Here is a 17,303-nt window from a genome sequence, read left to right as displayed (position 1 = left end):
TTTTACTCAAACCAATCTATCAACGCCCTTTATAAGATGTGTTCATGTGTCATTGACTTAGGATTGCTCTGCCCATAATAAGCATTGTCTCCGTGCTTACGATAGTAGTGCTTATCCAATAGATATTGCGGTACTGACGGATCAGCGTGTCCAGACAACTGCATTGTATGATAAGCCATCTCAGCGACAACTTCCAATACCTTAGCATTGTAAACTGCTTTATCGGGAGTTGCACCCCAAGTAAATGGACCATGATCTTGTACCAAAACTCCTGGCACAGCGTCCGTATCCAACTGCTGCTTTTTAAAGGTATCAACTATTACACGCCCAGTATTGCCCTCATAATCATCAGCAATTTGTTGTTTACTCAATTGTGGTGTGACCGGAACAGGGCCGTAGAAAGTATCTGCATGTGTCGTCCCACAGGCGGGCACAGCCATCCCCGCTTGTGCAAATGAAACTGCCCATGGCGAGTGGGTATGAACGATTCCGCCAATTTCAGGAAATTCACGATACAAAATTGCATGTGTTGGTGTATCACTGGAAGGATTCAGTTCACCTTCAACAATCTGACCATCCAGATCCACAACAACCATATCACTTGGCTTTAGCTGATCATAGGCAACGCCACTCGGCTTAATGACAAACAAGCCCTTATCACGATCAATACCACTAACATTTCCCCACGTAAACGTTACCAAGTTTAACTTTGGCAATTGCATATTTGCTTCATAAACTTTTTGTTTCAGTGTTTCAAGCATGTTCGTCAACCTCCGCCTCAGCATTAGTAAATGCCTTATCAATAAATTGCTTAGCGACTTTAATTTCCCCAACTGGGTCAGAACTCATTTCACTCCACATTTCAATCATGTAAGGACCATTGTATCCCAAAGATTTCAATGTTCTTAAACATCCAACGAAATCAACCGTTCCTTCACCAAATGGAACATTTTTAAACTTACCTGGAAAATCACCATGAACTGGCAAGGTATCCTTTAAATGAACTGCAGCAATATTATCAATACCATGTTCTAACTCGTATCCAACATCATTTTCTGGCCAAGCAGACAAATTACCGATGTCCGGGTAAGCTTGCAACCAAGGACTATGAATCAACGTCTTAATATGTTGAACCTTGGAAATAGAATTAATAAACGGATCATCCATAATCTCAATTGAAAGCATAACTTCATATTTTTCAGCCATTTTGACACATTTAGTCAAGTTTTGTATAAATAATTGCCGAGTTAAGGGCGACTTATCTTCGTAATAAACATCATAACCGGCTAATTGGATATTTCTAATACCAAGTCGAGATGCGAGCTTAATAGCTTTCAGCATCATTGTCAGCGCTGTCTGACGATTTTTAAGCTGATGGGAACCTAATGGGAACCGCCGATGACCGCTCAAACACATTGACAGGATTGGCAAATCATTACTGATAATGGCTTGGTGTACCGATTCAATTTCATCATTATCCCAGTCCAATCGTGCTAAGCGCTCATCACTTTCATCAACTGACATTTCAACAAAATCAAATCCTAACCCTTTCGCCAATTTCAGTTTTTGATTCCAGTCCATTTGATGTGGTAAAGCTTTTTCGTAGATTCCTAACATTTATCTCAACCCCAATACTTGGTAATTTCGTCCCGTAATGCCTTAGCAGCAGCATGAGGATCATCTTGACCAGTAATTGCTCGACCAGCAATAAATGTAAAGACAGGCACACCTTTAAAGAGTTTTAAGGTATCAACGGTTAAGCCACCAGTAACTGAAACTTTAAAGCCCATATCAATTAGTTTTTTAACAACTGATAAATCTTTTTCGCCCCAGACTTCACCAGCTAATAAAGCATCCCGACTTTGATGATAGACAGCCTGATCAATCCCAATCTCACGCCACTTCTTAGCTTGATCCCAAGTCCAATCACCATATAATTCAACTTGTAAGTCATTCAGTTCTTTCTTGGCTGCTTGCATCGTTGGAATCGTTGCACAACAAATCATCGTCATCCAATCGGCCCCAGCGTCCTTACTGTGTTTTGCCACGGTTCCACCGGCATCAGCACACTTAGTATCAGAAACAACAATCTTATCTGGGAACATATGCCGTAAACAGCTAACTGCTTTAACGCCCTCTTGTAATTGCAAGATGGTTCCGGCTTCAACAACATCAACTTCTGGACCAGCCTGTTTAACAATTCCAAGCGCGTCTTCCAAAGAATCTTGATCTAAAGCAATTTGTAAATTTGGTCTAGTCATAACTAACAATCTCCTAATCTTTAATCAATATTAATATCAATATCTAAATCATCATGAACTTCTTCTTCTTTAGAACTTTCCTTGATCTTAGGTTTGATTAGGGAAAGCGTTACCCCAGTGATGCAAGCACCAATTAATAACGCTGCTAAATAGAGGAATGGATTACTTGCAACTGGAATGGTAAAGATCCCACCTGAAAGTAATGGTACTGTGACACCCCAAGACAAGATCAATCCATCGGCAATTCCTGATCCTAATACTACTGCTGGTACAACCCTGACAGGGTCTTCAAAGGCAAACGGTAAGGCACCTTCAGTGACTTGACACATTGACATGATAATTGCAGCTTTAGCATTTTCACGATCTGCCTGCGTGTATTTATGTGGTGAAAATAATAATACTGAGAATGCAATTCCCAATGGTGGCGCCATTGCAGCAACATTTTTGCCTGCCGCTGGCCCCCAGACACCCGATGATGCAAACGCGGTAACAATCGCAAATGAGATCTTGTTAACGGGACCGCCCATATCAAACCCCGTCATACTACCAAGTAGAAAACCAAGTACAAATCTTGAAGCGTGATTCATACCCATAAAGAATTTGACCGCAGCTCCAGTCAATGCAGCCAATGGCGGACCGATGACATACATTACCAATACTGTCTCTAAAATCCCGCCCAATAATGGAATAATAACTAATGGCACCATCGACTTAACTGACTTCGGCAATTTCCAACTGTTACACCAGAGAACTAACATCCCAGATGTAATCCCAACAATAATCCCACCTAAGAAACTAGCGTTAACAACAGTTGACAGATACCCACCTAATAGTCCGGGTGCAATTGCCGACTTACCGGCAATCGAATAGCCAATCCCGGCGGCTAAAACAGCAATCATAATTGTAAAACCATCATTACCGGCTGCGAGTAAATAATATGAGAAGGATCCTTTGATATCTGTCCCACCGATAATTCGGGCAATTGCTGTACAAAACCCAGACATAATGATAAGAGGAATCATATAAGATAATCCACTTAAAAAGTGTCTTTTTAAGTTGTCGATTTTAAATATATCCCGATACATGTCCTACCACTCCTTAAAGTTTATGAACATCACTAAAATTAATTGGCGACTTGCAACTTCTTTTGAATTGTTCGTAATAAACTTTCAGGCGTTTGAATGGCTGTATTGGTTGGAACTTTAACAACCGCTTTACCATGGAAACGATCCTCACCAGTAATCGCAACGTCCGCCGCAATAATGACAATATCGGCGTCTTTAATATGTTGTTCTGTAAGTTGGTTTTCCATTCCTGCACTCCCTTGGGTTTCAACATGAGCTTCCATACCCAAATTTTCAGCTGCGCTAATTAATTTTTCACGAGCCATATAAGTGTGTGCAATTCCGACAGTACAAGCTGTTACTCCGACAATTTTCATAATTACATTCCTCCAGATTTTTCTAATATTTTCTTGAAATCGGTTACATTATTTTCTGTTAATAGCTGTTGCTGAACATCTTTATGTGTTAAAGCTGCTGAGAGATGCGATAATATCTTCAGATGGTTAACATCTCGATGCTGTGTCGGAACAACCAACATGAAGATCAATTTAATCGGCTTACCGTCTAAACTATCCCATTTCAAATCTTGGTTGGTCTTAAAGACTGCAATAGCTGCATCTTTAACAACATCAGATTCACCGTGAGGGATCGCAATGCCATTTTCCATTCCAGTAGGGCCTATCGCCTCACGATCAAGTACAGCTGCATAAAAGGCATCTTTATCACTAATGACGTCATTTTTTTCAAGCATGACGCTCATTTGATATAACGCTTCTTTTCTTGTTTTCACGTCTGCATGCAAGTTAATATTGTCTTTTATCAAATCATTCATAATTTCACTACCTTCAATTAATAGACCTTTTCTATTGGCAATTACCTATAATCACCTGGCATTCTACTTAACCCATATTTCTAATGGGCGGGTAAATGAATATCTGAATCCCGTAATTTTTGCAATTGATTCTTTTTGGTGAATCTTAAGTAGGATATTGTGATTCTTATGAAGGTATGAGAAGTAAATAACACCGTAGGCTAGCACAACCAGTAGCGCAATTACATAATGATTCTGAACACAGAGAATTACGCCTGATAAAATTAGGATTAATCTTATATAACTGATTAAAGTGTTCCAACAGTATACAGTTCTACCTTTTTGATGTTCCACGTTGTACCAATAAAATAACTTACGCTTCCGGCCGATAACCGCCAACCTCCTTTCTCAAAGAGTTAATAACTCTTGCATCAAAAGTTTCTTGATTTTGAGTTCTTTGACGCATTAATAATGAAAGTCCGAATGCCGGTACCGGAATATTTAAATCCATTCCTGATTTAACTGCATCCGCACAAGCACTGCTTGAATGAATAACTGTGCTGACATCATCCAGCTTCTTGTTTTGATCCAATGCATGATACATCAATTCCATTAACCAGCCACGAATTAATGCTGACTTATTCCAGGTATAAGCTACATCCTTTAAGTCATAATCAAAGGGACTAGCATGTAATAAATCAAACCCTTCACCAATAACTTCCATCATTGAATGTAAAATTGCGTTATGGATAACTTTCAAGTAATGACCGCTGCCTGATTTACCGGTATAAAGCAACCCATCTTCCGCTGCCATGGATTTAAGTAATGGCTCAATGTATTTGTAGGCGCTTTCATCTCCGCCAACCATAAAGCTGGCACCATGTAATGCCCCGTATGTGCCACCAGATGTCCCAATGTCCATAAAGAAGGCCTTAGCGTTGGCAAATTCCTTAGCTCGTTCAACGGAAACATGATAGTCTGAATTGCCGCCATCAATCACAATATCATTCTCAGAAACTAGCTTTTCCAGCTTTAGCAAAGTTGAATCAGTAATTTTACCAGCTGGTAGCATCACCCAAATAACTTTTCGTTCCGTGTCTTTTTGTAATTGGTCTAAAGAATCAATTGTCTCAAAGCCATCGGCATTTGCTTTTTTTAACACGTCCGCACTAACATCAAATCCAACAACCTGGTGTCCGTGCGCTTTCATGTTAAGCGCTAAATTGTAACCCATTTTTCCGAGACCTACTAAGTATACTTTCATAATTTACCATCCTTTATTTTATTAATATTGATTGCGACGCCAATAAGAATGCCGCATCACCCTCTTAAAATTAGTTTTTTAATTATAAAATTCATTAATTATTTGTTGAACTGAAGTAACATCCTTAGCGGCAACAAGTTGATTCATTGTTTTCTTAGCAGCTAACAGACGATCAAAGTATTTATACACTTCATCTAGCGACAAAATTTTTAGATCTTCCTGACTAAATCCAATGAAGAAGACAACCTTTACAGTATCATCGCCCCATTGAATACCGCCCGGATTAATAAAGATCGAGATACTAGACCTATTAACATACTTGCTAGCTGTATGTGGAATAGCTGCTAACCCTTTTTCAATAACTGTGGAGGCAACTTTTTCACGCTCAAGCGCAGCCTCAACAACTCCAGATTTTGCAAACTTTTTAGTAATCAAATGTTCACCCACATAGTTAATTACCGCCTGCTGAGTATTTAACGTTTGATTAACAAATATTAGCTGAGAATTCAACAATGCCACAAACGCATTAACTGTTGGTTGTTTCTTGCCTAATATTTCATCGATCTGTTTCTTCAAAAGGACCCGTTCTGCTTCATTGAAGAATGGTTCAATCACTACAACCCGTTGATTTGGAATATCCAATGGCAATGTACTAACAATTAAGTCCTCTGAAATCTTAGTTCTAAATAGCTCTGACACCGAGATAACCCGTTTAACTGCAACTTCACCATTAAAGTAACGACGAATCCTTTGCGTTAATAAACGTGCAGTCCCCATTCCTGTGCTACATACAACAACAATATTGACGAGATTCTTGACTTTGGTTGTTGGTTGTTTACGTTCTAGAAAGGCTTCAAAGTGAAGTGCTAGATAAGCAATTTCATTCTTATCCATCGTGACCATAAATCGTTGATCAATCTTTTGACTTAATTCAAAGGCTAGTTCAAAAGATTGAGGATAAAGTTTAATAATCTCCTTGGTATAGGGATTAAAAGCCTGTAATCCCACTTGAAAGCGGTGCAATGCCGGTTCCAAGTGAATTGATAAATCATTGATGAGTTGGTCGTCATAATCTGACAGCTCATTAGTTAAAACGCAGAAAGCGTTTGCAATTTTGTGTTTAACTTGGTATTTTGCTCAAAATCAGTAACTTCAATTCGATTCTTTTTCGCAGCTAAAATATGAATATTTAGATACTCTTGTTCAGTCACAGGAATACTAATTTTTAAAGTTGTCTCCAATAATTTAACCAGTACTCTGGTCTCCTCACAAAACTGGTTAGCACCATAATCACTATCCTGTAGAAACCGATCATTCTTAATTCGTAGCGTCGAAATACAGATATGGATAAGCAGTGATTGATACTGATATTCCGTAAAAGTTAATCCAGTCTTGATTTGCAATTCATGCAAAACTGTTTGAACTTTTTTTAGCGAATCCTTATCTATTAACTCGTTCAAAGAACTCGGAAAATTAACTACCCGAGTATTGGCCTTGACCGATTCACGCCAATATCGAGCAACGATTTTACTTGCAATGTTGCGCTTATTGCGTTCAGCTCCTTTTATATAAAGACCATGATTATCGCTCAATAGTTGCAGATGATACTTGGCTAATGATATTTTGATTTGTTTAATATCACGATCTAAAGTGCTTCCACTAATATAAAAGCGTTCACATAATCGTGCCATTGTTATTTCATGATCTGAAATTAACAGCTTTAACAAGATCAGACTTTCACGCCCAACCGCGTCAAGATTTAATAACTGCGCATCATCTTGAAACTTTTGTTTAAACTTATCAAAGTCACCTTCAAAATAAATACCAACATTACGTTTGCGGATTAGTCTAACATCTGTACCTTTTAGAGCCTCCTCAACCAAATCAAGATATTTTGGAACTTTTTTCCTAGAGACGTCTAACAACTTAGTTAATTCTGAATAGTGCACTAAATCCTTGGAATAAATATATGCAATAACTCTTTGAACGTCATTACTTACTTGTTCGCCCATACCACTACTAGTTGTCACATAATCACCTCTGGGCTACATTCATAATACTAATGGCTAATAAACTATCTTCACACGTCAAAAACGGAACTAATATAAGTTCCGTAATAATAACTAACAAAATTAAAGTTAACTGGTGATAACAATCATTAGTATAATCATTTACATAATGTTTTGCCAAATTCCCCTGAAAATACTTATAATACCAATGGTGATTAATGATAGACCATTTATTAGCGTTTGCGCTTTATGTTGTTGGTTTCTAAACTAAAATTCAAACATGCTACTTATATCATTACCATCGCTACCATCGTTTTGTCGTTAGGAACAAACACTTCATAAATAAAGAGCTGTCATCACTAATGTATAGTAATGACAGCTCTTTATTTACTATTCAGTCAACAACCCACAAAAATAATAGTTGTTAGCTATTTTTCAGTGCCCTGACCATCCCATTCACGTTCCATGATAGCCTTCAATTCACTGATTAATGGTTCTCGTGGATTAGCGGTCGTACATTGGTCCTCATAGGCTAACTCAGCTAACTTATCAACGGTCGCGTCAAAGTGTTCCTTTTCAACTCGATTAGCCTTCAAAGAAAGCGTCACGTCCATCGAATGTGCCAAGTCAATATAAGCTTGGACCAGGCTTTCCTTCAATTCTTCATCCGTCTTACCAGCTAATCCCACAGCACGCGCAATATTAGCATAGTCTGCCAACGCTGTATTGTGATTATACTTGGGCCACATTGCCAGTTTAGTTGGAATCTCCGCATTATACCGAACAACTTGCGGATATGTGATGGCAATCGCTAAACCATGAGGAAGATTGAATTCTCCTCCCAATTTATGCGCAATGGAATGATTAATTCCTAAGAACGCATTTGCAAAAGCCATCCCAGCTAAAGTAGACGCATTATGCATCTTTTCACGCGCTAATTTGTCCCCGTCATAGGATGCCTTCAAGTATTTAAAAGCCAGTTGCAAGGCTTGGATTGACCAGCCGCGAGTAAAATCAGAGGCCATCGTTGACACATAAGCTTCGGTCGCATGAGTAATGACATCTAACCCTGTCCAGGCAGTCGTCCGCTTAGGCACCGTTTCAACGAATTGTGGATCAACAATTGCAATATCTGGTTGCATAGCATAGTCAGTAATTGGGTACTTCACATGCGTTTTTGAATCGGTAATAACTGCATATGGGGTGACTTCTGAACCCGTCCCAGAGGTGGTTGGAATCCCGACGTATGTCACCTTATTTGCAACAGGTACACGATAAGTCCGTTTCCGAATATCTAAGAATTTTTGTTTAGCCCCTAAGAAGGAAGCTTCAGGATGTTCATAGAAGAGCCACATGCCTTTCGCTGCATCCATTGCTGAGCCCCCACCTAATGCAATAATGGTATCGGGATGGAATGCCTTCATGCGGGCAACACCTTTGTAAACCGTATCAGTCGATGGGTTTGGTTCAACTTCTGAAAAAATATCAATATCCACTGGTTCTGGTCGCCGATTTAAAACTGCGGTAACTCGATCTGCATAGCCAAATTCAACCATCCCAGGATCACAAACGATAAAGACTTTCTTAATTCCAGCCATGTGTTCCAAATATTGAACTGAGTTTCGTTCAAAGTAAACCTTAGGTGGCATCTTGACCCATTGCATATTATTCCGGCGCTTCGCAACTGTTTTGATATTAATCAGATCCATATCTGTGACGTTATGAGAAATTGAGTTACCACCATATGATCCAGTTCCCAAGGTTAACGATGGCGTCATATTGTTGTAAATATTGCCTAAACCACCTACTGAAGAGGGCGTATTAATTAAGATTCGACAAGCAGGCATTGCTAACCCAAAAGCTTTAACAAGATCGTCATCTGTGGTGTGTAACCCCGCAGTATGACCTAAGCCACCATAGTGTAATAATTCATTGCACCGCTTGAAAGCTGAGGCATGTGAATCTGCTTTGTAAACAGTCAAGACAGGTGATAATTTTTCACCAGATAATGGGAATTTTACGCCGACGCCATTAATTTCAGCAATCAATACACGGCAATCCACGGGAACATCTTCCAATCCAGCCATTTGTGCAATCTGATAAGCTGATTTCCCGGCCACTGGCCCTCGAACAGTATGCCGGTTTGGATCAATGACAGCATCACTCAAAGCTTGAACATCTTTTGATTTGACCCAGTAGCAGCCTAGCCGAATAAATTCAGCTTTCACTGCCGCATAAATTTCTTTGTCAATGACAGCACTATTTTCCGATGCACAAATCATCCCATTATCAAACGTTTTCGATAATACAATATCATTAACTGCTTGCTTGATATCTGCTGTTTTCTCGACATATGTCGGTCCGTTACCAGGGCCAACACCTAAAGCTGGCTTGCCAGATGAATAGGCAGCGGTTACCATGCTAGGACCACCGGTTGCCAAAATTGTCGCTACATCTGGATGATGCATTAAAGCATTCGTCGCATCAATACTAGGTTTTTCAATATAAAGGACTGCATCTGCCGGCCCTCCTGCTGCAGCAATTGCCTTTTGCATAATTCGTGCAGCCTCGGAACTCGCTTTTTGGGCCTGAGGATGAAAGCCAAAAATAATCGTATTCCGACCTTTTAATGAAATCAATGCTTTAAAAACAACTGTTGACGTGGGATTCGTCACCGGCGTGACCCCGGCAACGATTCCGACTGGTTCCGCAATCTCCATCAACTGGGTTTCATCATCATCTTTTAGAATTCCCACAGTTTTATCGTGACGAATGCTATTCCAGATATATTCGCTAGCATAAATATTCTTAATGGCTTTATCTTCAACAACGCCTCGTCCAGTTTCTTCTACCGCTAATTTGGCTAATTTCATATGATTATCGAGTGCAGCGACAGCAACCTTTTCACACAAATCATCAATTTGCGCTTGTGTATACGTTTTCAATTCCGCTAATGCTTTTTTAGAACGTTGGACAAGTGTGTCAACTTCAGTTTCAACTTTAGGTTTTTGGTTAGTTTTAATCATGTCGGGTTCCTCCGTTAAATTCTTTGTGAATTAATTTACAAACATTATTATAACTAACTCATTTAAAAATGCAACCGATACTTTTATAAAATTATAAATTCAATAATATCAAGTGTTTGTCATCCTTATCCCGGTGGGCTTTCAAGCGTCCCAAGACACTCAAAAATAAAGTTCATTAATGAACAAAGTTCCCCGACGATTCATTTTTTCAGACAAAAAAAACGAGTTTCAGTTCATCAAAGAACCGAAACTCGTTTTTAACCCTACGCTAACGTTGTCCAAATTAATTGTAAATTCAGAATAACTAAAATAATCGCCACAATCCATGAGGTGTATTTAACCCATGGCCGATTCGCAAAAACGCCCATCAACTTTTTATCACTCGTAAAAATAATCAATGGTATCATCGCAAACGGCAGGGCAATCGACAGAAAGACTTGCGAAAATGTCAGTAAGCTTTCAATCTTTGCTTCGTTGCCATGATAGTAAACCGCAAAAATCAACACCGGCGTAATTGACATTAGCCGTGTCAATAACCGTTGTGCCCACAATGGCATCCGCAAGTGGATAAAGCCTTCCATGATAATCTGACCAGCTAACGTCCCGGTAATCGTGGAACTTTGCCCGGACGCAAGTAACGCAACTGCAAACAACATGCTGAGCATTGGACTCGCAATCGCGCCAACAATTTTAGAATTGTTCAGCGCGTTAAACAAATCGGCGAATCGTCCTAGGTCACTGTGTGTCCCAAAGAACAACGCCGCGCCTAAAATCAGCAAGAGGCTATTGACCACAAACGCCAGCGTCAATTGAATGTTAGAATCCGCAATCGTAAACCGAATCGTTTTCCGAACAGACGCTTCGTCATGAATATCATATTTCCGCGTTTGTGAAATTGACGAACCTAAATACAAATCATGCGGCATAACCGTTGCCCCAACAATCCCCAACGCCAAATAAAGCATCGGTTGATTGGTCAAGATCTCGGCCCGCGGCACATAGCCACCTAAAACGCCCAGCGCATCCGGCTTCGACAAAAATACTTCATAGGCAAACACAAACAAAATAACCGCGACCAACGTCGCCACAATCGCTTCAATTTTATGAAAGCCTAATTTCATCAAGAATAATAAGATCAACACATCAAATGCCGTAATCGTGATCCCGACAATTAATGGGAAACCGAATAATAGCTCTAACGCAATCCCAGAACCGATGATTTCAGCAATATCTGTCGCCATAATCGCCAGCTCTGTAATAATCCACAACCCAATTCCAGCCCATCTAGAAGTTCGCTCCCGTGTTAACTGTGCCAAATCACGACCGGTCACAATTCCGAGTCGCGCTGACATGGCTTGTAGCAACATTGCAATCAAGCTAGATAGCAAAACGACGCTCAGTAAGGTGTATTTAAAGCTCGCACCACCACCGATTGACGTAATCCAATTCCCTGGATCCATATAGCCGACCGCAATTAATGCCCCCGGCCCAGTGTATGCCAGCAGTGTCCGAAAGTAGCCTTTATCTTCTGGGACCTCGATCGTCCCGTTAATTTCATCCAGACTCTTACGCTGGGTACCAGTCTCCTTAATGAATTTACTGGTTTGTTTTTTTTCGCCCGTTTTCTTTTTCAAAACGGTACGCCCTCTTTCCGCGTATACAACTCCTGAGGGGGTTGAGTTTGATTTTTTGTTTTAACGAACGACAATGACGGAAATTGGCGCTTTCCGTGCTAGCCGTGGCCCAATCGCACCGGCAATCTTTGAATGTGCAAATTCCGTATCGGCCCCAGTGACTAACAAGTCCGGTTTAAAGTCCGGAATAACCTGTTCCAAGATCACATCATCCACATCGCCGCCTTCATAAACAAGCGGTTCAACCGTCTTAACCCCACCAGCTTCAGCCAAATCAACATAGCCCTGCACAACTTGCTCAACCTGTCTTCGTTTGGCTTGAATTTTTGATGGTGTCAGCGAATCGAAAATATTAATATCTTCACTTTCCATAACAGACACAATCCCTAGCGGCACCCGATAATCGCGCGCCAACGTCGTTGCATACCGAAAAGCCCGTTCCGAAGACGTATTGTCGTCCTCGTCCACGGTCAACAAGATCCGTCGATAAATTAACGGGTCATTCATTTTATTACTGTCCATGATATCCCTCCTCATTAAATTGAATTGGTTATTGCCACTATATTATAACCCTTTCATCGCTTTAACGTGGTCGTTCCAGTTGCTTTTTCAACCCAATTTCAGCTCATTTCGGCAAGGCCGTAAGTGTCTGCTTCAACCAGGTTACATAGTCTGTTTCCCGACCTAAAGCATGTTGCAAGATTAAATAATGGCCAAAATTTTCCGACTGTGTGGCTTTCGTTGGAAAGACAGTCGTTAAGCGCTGCTGTAAATGCTCAAGCTTGTCTTGATGTAAGTGTAATTGTTCTGTCAGCATCTCAGGTAATCGTGGATCACGATTCGTGCGCACAAAGTAGAGTTTCAAAATAAACTCATCCTTAGTTGCCGTGAGTTCTGGCGTCCCCGCCGTAATCCAAGTCGTTAAAGCGGCTTGACCAGCGGGCACAATATGGTAGAGCTTTTTTTCAAGTTTCTCGCCACTAATGGTAATTTCATGCGTAATGTAGCCCTGCGCTTCGAGTCGTTTTAACTGCGGATAAACCTGACTATGTTGTGCCTGCCAGAATTCACCAATTTCATGCTCAAAAGCTTTTGTTAAGTCATAGCCCGTCAACGGTTGCTGATTTAGTAAGCCTAGAATAATAAATTGTAACTTGTTTTTTTGCGCCATGAGAAGACCCTCCTTGACGAATCATTAAGTTCAGTATACACTAACCTTGTTGATTAAAACATATAACTAATTACATGTTTTAATTTTACTAATTTAATTAAAAGAGGCTATAACTAATGACAAAAAAGTTTAAAACTTTAGACGACTTTCTAGGCACACATTTTATTTATACTTACGACAATGGTTGGGAATATGAATGGTACGCTAAAAACGATCATACGGTTGACTACCGCATTCATGGTGGCATGGTTGCTGGTCGTTGGGTTAAAGATCAAGAAGCAAATATCGTCATGCTAACTGAGGGTATTTATAAAGTTGCCTGGACAGAGCCTACCGGTACCGATGTCGCTTTGGACTTCTTACCTAATGAGAACAAAGTTAACGGCACGATCTTCTTTCCTAAATGGGTTCAAGACCATCCTGAAATCACGGTTACCTTCCAAAATGAGCACATTGCCTTAATGGAAGCGTCACGTGAAAAATACGCCACCTATCCCAAACTAGTTGTCCCTGAATTTGCAACCATCACTTACATGGGCGATGCCGGACAAGATAATGAAGATGTCATCAGTGAAGCACCTTATAAGAACTTACCTGATGAGATTCGTAACGGTAAGTACTTTGATCAGAATTATCATCGTTTAAACAACTAATGTTTCACGTGAAACATCAAAACGGTCGCCACAAAAAATGTGACGACCGTTTTGAGATATAACCTTCAAACTGACTTACTCATTCGTGACAACGAGTGCGACATTGCCGAGTTGTTGATCAAAAGATACTTCCCACTGACCGGCAGTTAAACTTGGTGGCAAGACGAATGTCCCTGACGACACACGTTGTCCTGCCCCGACCACTTTTCCTTGTTCCGCTAGTTTGCCCACCAACCAGTGCAACGACTTCAATGGATTCCCAAGAACTTCACTGGCCACACCAGTTTTAACTTCCACGCCGTCATGTGTTAACCGACAGTTAACAGTCGCCACCGCACCAACTGACTTAAACCGTTGTGAGGTTGCCACTTCTTCACCATAGACAACTAGTCCCCCGACGGCCGCATCTGCCACCACTAAATTTTTAGGCAGACTTGGAAACCAGTCAGAAAACCGTGAGTCCGGTAATTCTAAGCCGGGCGCGACAGTAGTCTTACGCCACAAATCAGTTAAAGAATCTGTGGCAGTTAGCGCTTCTTTGGCTTTAAAAACAAGTTCTACTTCAACGAGTGGTGCCATCAGCTGACTTAATCGAACGCTTGCCGGTGCTGCTAAAAAATGATCTGCGACTTGCGCACCATACAGTGGCGTGTGCGCGTTAAACATCTTCTGCGTTTCCGCACTAGTTAGTGACACTTTATAACCCCCAACCGGTTGTTGCTTGAGGTCCGTTAACTTGGCTTGAACACGATAAGCCATCTCCTCGTCAACAACGACATCTTTAAAATCAGTTGGATTCAAGGCATGTTGTGTCTGATAAGCGTCAAATAATTTCTGTGCAAATTCGGTTTCTGTTACAGTAGCAGTTGTCATAAGCGATGTCTCCGTTTCTATGTGTGCCTGTTGCTAATCAATATGTGTTGGTCCTATTTATGTGTTTAGTCAATAGACTAAATAAGCTGGCTTCTATGTGCTTTACGCCATGACCATTTCTGAAGTCCTAGGGATTAGGACGTTCAATGTATTCATTATTTGAACCGTTAGTGGACTAGTACGCCTTGGCCATGTTTGTCGGGTACTAGCCACTCTAATGTCCGATTTCATCGTCCTCACCACCTTAAATTGACTAAAAAAGACGTCCTTCACTAACTCCACTGAGTTAGTTAAAGGACGTCGATAACGGGTTACCACCTTTGTTCGTGTTCATCTCACAACAAACACCTTAGCGCGTACAGCAAAATTGCGATACGCCGGTACACTAATGGGTACCATCCAGAACCGCCTCCAACTTAATTTCGGGGCTCAACTCAAAGGTGATCATGACTAAGCTGTTCAGACTGCCTTACACCAATCCGCAGCTCGCTAACTGAACCCACTTAGTTCCGTTCCTTTTCAAAGTTTTTTAATCAAATTTTAATTTATAAATTGAGTTTAGCGCCAGTTTAAATCAATGTCAAGTCAATTATTAAAAATAACTGTGTAAAATAAAAAAAGTGTCCTGAAAACAGGTCGCTCCAAGAGAGTGGGACAAAGGGCGGTTTGCCACCGAGCATAGCCTAGGAAACCGGATGATTGGGACTTTCAATCGTTCGGTTTTCGTAGCTCTGTGACATCCGTGCCTTTTGTTCCACGTTTCGGCTATTAATATTCGGAGTTACAAAAAGAGTCTGGGAGTTTGTCCCAGACTCATCAGTCACGTTTATCGTTGATCAAAATAGCCTTATCTTTGACAGTCTTGTTCAGTTTTATGACTTATTGTAAATTTAAGGCAACATATTGTTCAGTTCGCGTATCACGCAGCGTGTAATTCGGTGGTAATGCATCACGATCAGCTTTGACGACCCTGAAGCCGACCCGTGCATAAAACTTCAATGCCCCTTCGTTTGCCATGACGCATTTTAAGGTCATTGGTTCGGTTGCATATTGTCGCATTTCAGCTAACAAGCTTTCGCCGACGCCCATTTTCCGGAACTCTGGCGCAATGAATAAGAGATGAATAAAATTCGCTAACCGGTATAGCGAACAGAACCCAGCTCGTTGACCATCAACCCAGGCAACTTGAATAAATTCACCCCGACTATCATGTTCAAAGTCGGCTAATTTAGGATTCGTTGCCCACGGAAAATCACGCTGCCGGTCAATCAAATAAATCTCAGCCAATGCGTCAAGATCTGCCACTGTTGCTGTTTTAATTTCAATTGTTGCCATCGTTGATCAACTCCCCCATCATTAAAGTTATTATGGCGGTTTTGGCGTTGGAATACAACATTATAGCGGATTTTTCGGCCTTAAAATGCCGTTAAAAACCAGCATCGCATTCATGAAAACTAGCATTCAACACGACACAAGCGGTATAATACAACATAATCTGTCACGATGAAAGCAGGGGAAAAATGCGAACAGCAATTGTAACCGATAGTGCAAGTTATTTATCGGCCGCCGATATCAAAAAATATAATATTTTTGTCGTTCCAATTACCGTTATTTTTGGTCAGCAAACTTATTTAGAAAATATTGAAATCACGTCCAAGGAATTTTATGAACGGATGCGGACCGCACCAGAATTACCGACCACAACACAGATTACATTGGGTCAAATGCAAGAAATGTATGACCAGTTGGCCGCCGACGGTTATGACGCCGTAATTAGTATTCATCTTTCTTCTGGCATCACTAGTTTCATCACCAACCTTGAAAGCTATCTACCAAATATTACAAACATTAAAGTTTATCCATTTGATTCTTTGATCACTGCTGCCGGCGAGGCCAATATGGCGATGTTAGCCGCTAAGTTAATTGCTGAAGGCCAAACGCCGGAAGCTGTCATTGAACAACTCAAACACTTACGTGACACGACCGAAGTTTACTTCGTCGTTGATAATCTCAGCCATTTAGTTCGAACCGGGCGGCTTTCAAACGCCTCACGACTCGTTGGTAACCTGCTTCGAATTAAGCCGGTTCTAACCTTTGAAGACGGTAAAATCGTTGCCATCGAAAAGGAACGGACGATGAAACGGGCCTATGCCGCGATTAAAGCAAAATTGGCGGCGGCGATTGAGACGACTGATTATCCCTTACGGATCACCATCGTTAATGGGAATAACCCCAAGCTTCAAGCTGAATGGGTCGCAGATATTGCTGAAAGCTTTCCTGGCTTGACCATTGACCAAAGTGAAATTGGACCGGTCGTCGGCGTGCACGTTGGCGAAGGCGTGATGGGACTATTCTGGGCTAAAGATTGGGAAAAATGGCCTAAATAAGCTTATTCAAAAGGATCAGCGCAACGTACTCACACGTTGCGCTGATCCTTTTCTGCTAAGCCTTTGTTTTTTTCGGCTCTATAATATCTGTTGTTGGTAATCAAGACCAATCTTGATTACTGGCAACGGATTTTTTATGTGCTTTTTATA

The 17,303-nt window shown here is 40.9% G+C and carries 17 protein-coding genes; 2 read left to right on the top strand and 15 right to left on the bottom strand.

The features are described from left to right. Window positions 1–29: 29 nt before the first annotated feature. The 13 genes from FFM74_RS11350 to FFM74_RS11285 all read right to left on the bottom strand — a co-directional run bounded on the left by FFM74_RS11350 (window position 30) and on the right by FFM74_RS11285 (window position 13,240). The gene (locus tag FFM74_RS11350; RefSeq protein WP_137626744.1) at window positions 30–761 is read right to left on the bottom strand and encodes an L-ribulose-5-phosphate 4-epimerase; all 732 of its coding nucleotides are present in this window, start codon (window positions 759–761) and stop codon (window positions 30–32) included. After that, on the bottom strand, window positions 754–1,617 hold the full coding sequence (locus FFM74_RS11345) for an L-ribulose-5-phosphate 3-epimerase (protein ID WP_137626743.1): 864 nt from the start codon (window positions 1,615–1,617) through the stop codon (window positions 754–756). Before FFM74_RS11345 ends, FFM74_RS11350 begins: the two co-directional genes overlap by 8 nt. A gap of 5 nt (window positions 1,618–1,622) precedes the next feature. After that, window positions 1,623–2,261, bottom strand: a complete 639-nt coding sequence (locus FFM74_RS11340) for a 3-keto-L-gulonate-6-phosphate decarboxylase UlaD (protein WP_137626742.1) — start codon at window positions 2,259–2,261, stop codon at window positions 1,623–1,625. A gap of 20 nt (window positions 2,262–2,281) precedes the next feature. Further along, on the bottom strand, window positions 2,282–3,346 hold the full coding sequence (locus FFM74_RS11335) for a PTS fructose transporter subunit IIC (RefSeq protein WP_137626741.1): 1,065 nt from the start codon (window positions 3,344–3,346) through the stop codon (window positions 2,282–2,284). A 38-nt stretch (window positions 3,347–3,384) separates the two neighbouring features. Beyond that, complete coding sequence (locus FFM74_RS11330) at window positions 3,385–3,702, bottom strand: PTS fructose transporter subunit IIB (RefSeq protein ID WP_137626740.1); 318 nt, start codon at window positions 3,700–3,702, stop codon at window positions 3,385–3,387. A gap of 2 nt (window positions 3,703–3,704) precedes the next feature. Next, window positions 3,705–4,157, bottom strand: a complete 453-nt coding sequence (locus FFM74_RS11325; RefSeq protein ID WP_137626739.1) for a PTS sugar transporter subunit IIA — start codon at window positions 4,155–4,157, stop codon at window positions 3,705–3,707. 352 nt (window positions 4,158–4,509) lie between these two features. Further along, a complete protein-coding gene (locus tag FFM74_RS11315) occupies window positions 4,510–5,400 on the bottom strand; it encodes an NADP-dependent phosphogluconate dehydrogenase (protein ID WP_137626737.1) in 891 nt (296 codons plus the stop codon). Window positions 5,401–5,478: 78 nt separating this feature from the next. Then, window positions 5,479–6,480 (bottom strand): BglG family transcription antiterminator, encoded by a 1,002-nt coding sequence (locus FFM74_RS11310; protein WP_263405201.1) that lies wholly within the window; start codon window positions 6,478–6,480, stop codon window positions 5,479–5,481. An 8-nt stretch (window positions 6,481–6,488) separates the two neighbouring features. After that, complete coding sequence (locus FFM74_RS11305; protein WP_137626735.1) at window positions 6,489–7,430, bottom strand: BglG family transcription antiterminator; 942 nt, start codon at window positions 7,428–7,430, stop codon at window positions 6,489–6,491. 407 nt (window positions 7,431–7,837) lie between these two features. Then, complete coding sequence (adhE, locus tag FFM74_RS11300; protein ID WP_137626734.1) at window positions 7,838–10,435, bottom strand: bifunctional acetaldehyde-CoA/alcohol dehydrogenase; 2,598 nt, start codon at window positions 10,433–10,435, stop codon at window positions 7,838–7,840. Window positions 10,436–10,698: 263 nt separating this feature from the next. Continuing rightward, window positions 10,699–12,069 (bottom strand): Nramp family divalent metal transporter, encoded by a 1,371-nt coding sequence (locus FFM74_RS11295; protein ID WP_137626733.1) that lies wholly within the window; start codon window positions 12,067–12,069, stop codon window positions 10,699–10,701. A gap of 60 nt (window positions 12,070–12,129) precedes the next feature. Further along, complete coding sequence (locus FFM74_RS11290) at window positions 12,130–12,591, bottom strand: universal stress protein (RefSeq protein ID WP_137626732.1); 462 nt, start codon at window positions 12,589–12,591, stop codon at window positions 12,130–12,132. A gap of 103 nt (window positions 12,592–12,694) precedes the next feature. Next, window positions 12,695–13,240 (bottom strand): PadR family transcriptional regulator, encoded by a 546-nt coding sequence (locus FFM74_RS11285; protein ID WP_137626731.1) that lies wholly within the window; start codon window positions 13,238–13,240, stop codon window positions 12,695–12,697. Between the two features lie 116 nt (window positions 13,241–13,356). On the opposite strand from FFM74_RS11285, the gene FFM74_RS11280 reads away from it, so the two are divergent. After that, window positions 13,357–13,893, top strand: a complete 537-nt coding sequence (locus FFM74_RS11280; RefSeq protein ID WP_137626730.1) for a phenolic acid decarboxylase — start codon at window positions 13,357–13,359, stop codon at window positions 13,891–13,893. A gap of 75 nt (window positions 13,894–13,968) precedes the next feature. Here FFM74_RS11280 and FFM74_RS11275 read toward each other — a convergent pair whose 3' ends face one another. Together FFM74_RS11275 and FFM74_RS11270 are read right to left on the bottom strand one after the other, a co-directional pair. After that, window positions 13,969–14,766 (bottom strand): 2-keto-4-pentenoate hydratase, encoded by a 798-nt coding sequence (locus FFM74_RS11275; RefSeq protein WP_137626729.1) that lies wholly within the window; start codon window positions 14,764–14,766, stop codon window positions 13,969–13,971. Between the two features lie 879 nt (window positions 14,767–15,645). Then, a complete protein-coding gene (locus FFM74_RS11270; protein WP_137626728.1) occupies window positions 15,646–16,101 on the bottom strand; it encodes a GNAT family N-acetyltransferase in 456 nt (151 codons plus the stop codon). Window positions 16,102–16,286: 185 nt separating this feature from the next. Here FFM74_RS11270 and FFM74_RS11265 point away from each other — a divergent pair, with 185 nt between their 5' ends. Beyond that, window positions 16,287–17,153, top strand: coding sequence for a DegV family protein (locus tag FFM74_RS11265; protein ID WP_137626727.1), 867 nt, complete (start codon window positions 16,287–16,289; stop codon window positions 17,151–17,153). Window positions 17,154–17,303: the final 150 nt, after the last annotated feature.

The organism is Lactiplantibacillus pingfangensis (assembly GCF_005404945.1).
Taxonomy (GTDB): Bacteria; Bacillota; Bacilli; order Lactobacillales; family Lactobacillaceae; genus Lactiplantibacillus; species Lactiplantibacillus pingfangensis.
This window is presented reverse-complemented; position numbering and strand designations above follow the sequence as displayed.

Bases quoted from the DNA above. Each gene is read 5' to 3' on its own strand.
- FFM74_RS11350 (WP_137626744.1), bottom strand. From the start codon at position 761: ATGCTTGAAACACTGAAACAAAAAGTTTATGAAGCAAATATGCAATTG.
- FFM74_RS11345 (WP_137626743.1), bottom strand. From the start codon at position 1,617: ATGTTAGGAATCTACGAAAAAGCTTTACCACATCAAATGGACTGGAAT.
- FFM74_RS11340 (WP_137626742.1), bottom strand. From the start codon at position 2,261: ATGACTAGACCAAATTTACAAATTGCTTTAGATCAAGATTCTTTGGAA.
- FFM74_RS11335 (WP_137626741.1), bottom strand. From the start codon at position 3,346: ATGTATCGGGATATATTTAAAATCGACAACTTAAAAAGACACTTTTTA.
- FFM74_RS11330 (WP_137626740.1), bottom strand. From the start codon at position 3,702: ATGAAAATTGTCGGAGTAACAGCTTGTACTGTCGGAATTGCACACACT.
- FFM74_RS11325 (WP_137626739.1), bottom strand. From the start codon at position 4,157: ATGAATGATTTGATAAAAGACAATATTAACTTGCATGCAGACGTGAAA.
- FFM74_RS11315 (WP_137626737.1), bottom strand. From the start codon at position 5,400: ATGAAAGTATACTTAGTAGGTCTCGGAAAAATGGGTTACAATTTAGCG.
- adhE (WP_137626734.1), bottom strand. From the start codon at position 10,435: ATGATTAAAACTAACCAAAAACCTAAAGTTGAAACTGAAGTTGACACA.
- FFM74_RS11290 (WP_137626732.1), bottom strand. From the start codon at position 12,591: ATGGACAGTAATAAAATGAATGACCCGTTAATTTATCGACGGATCTTG.
- FFM74_RS11285 (WP_137626731.1), bottom strand. From the start codon at position 13,240: ATGGCGCAAAAAAACAAGTTACAATTTATTATTCTAGGCTTACTAAAT.
- FFM74_RS11280 (WP_137626730.1), top strand. From the start codon at position 13,357: ATGACAAAAAAGTTTAAAACTTTAGACGACTTTCTAGGCACACATTTT.
- FFM74_RS11275 (WP_137626729.1), bottom strand. From the start codon at position 14,766: ATGACAACTGCTACTGTAACAGAAACCGAATTTGCACAGAAATTATTT.
- FFM74_RS11270 (WP_137626728.1), bottom strand. From the start codon at position 16,101: ATGGCAACAATTGAAATTAAAACAGCAACAGTGGCAGATCTTGACGCA.
- FFM74_RS11265 (WP_137626727.1), top strand. From the start codon at position 16,287: ATGCGAACAGCAATTGTAACCGATAGTGCAAGTTATTTATCGGCCGCC.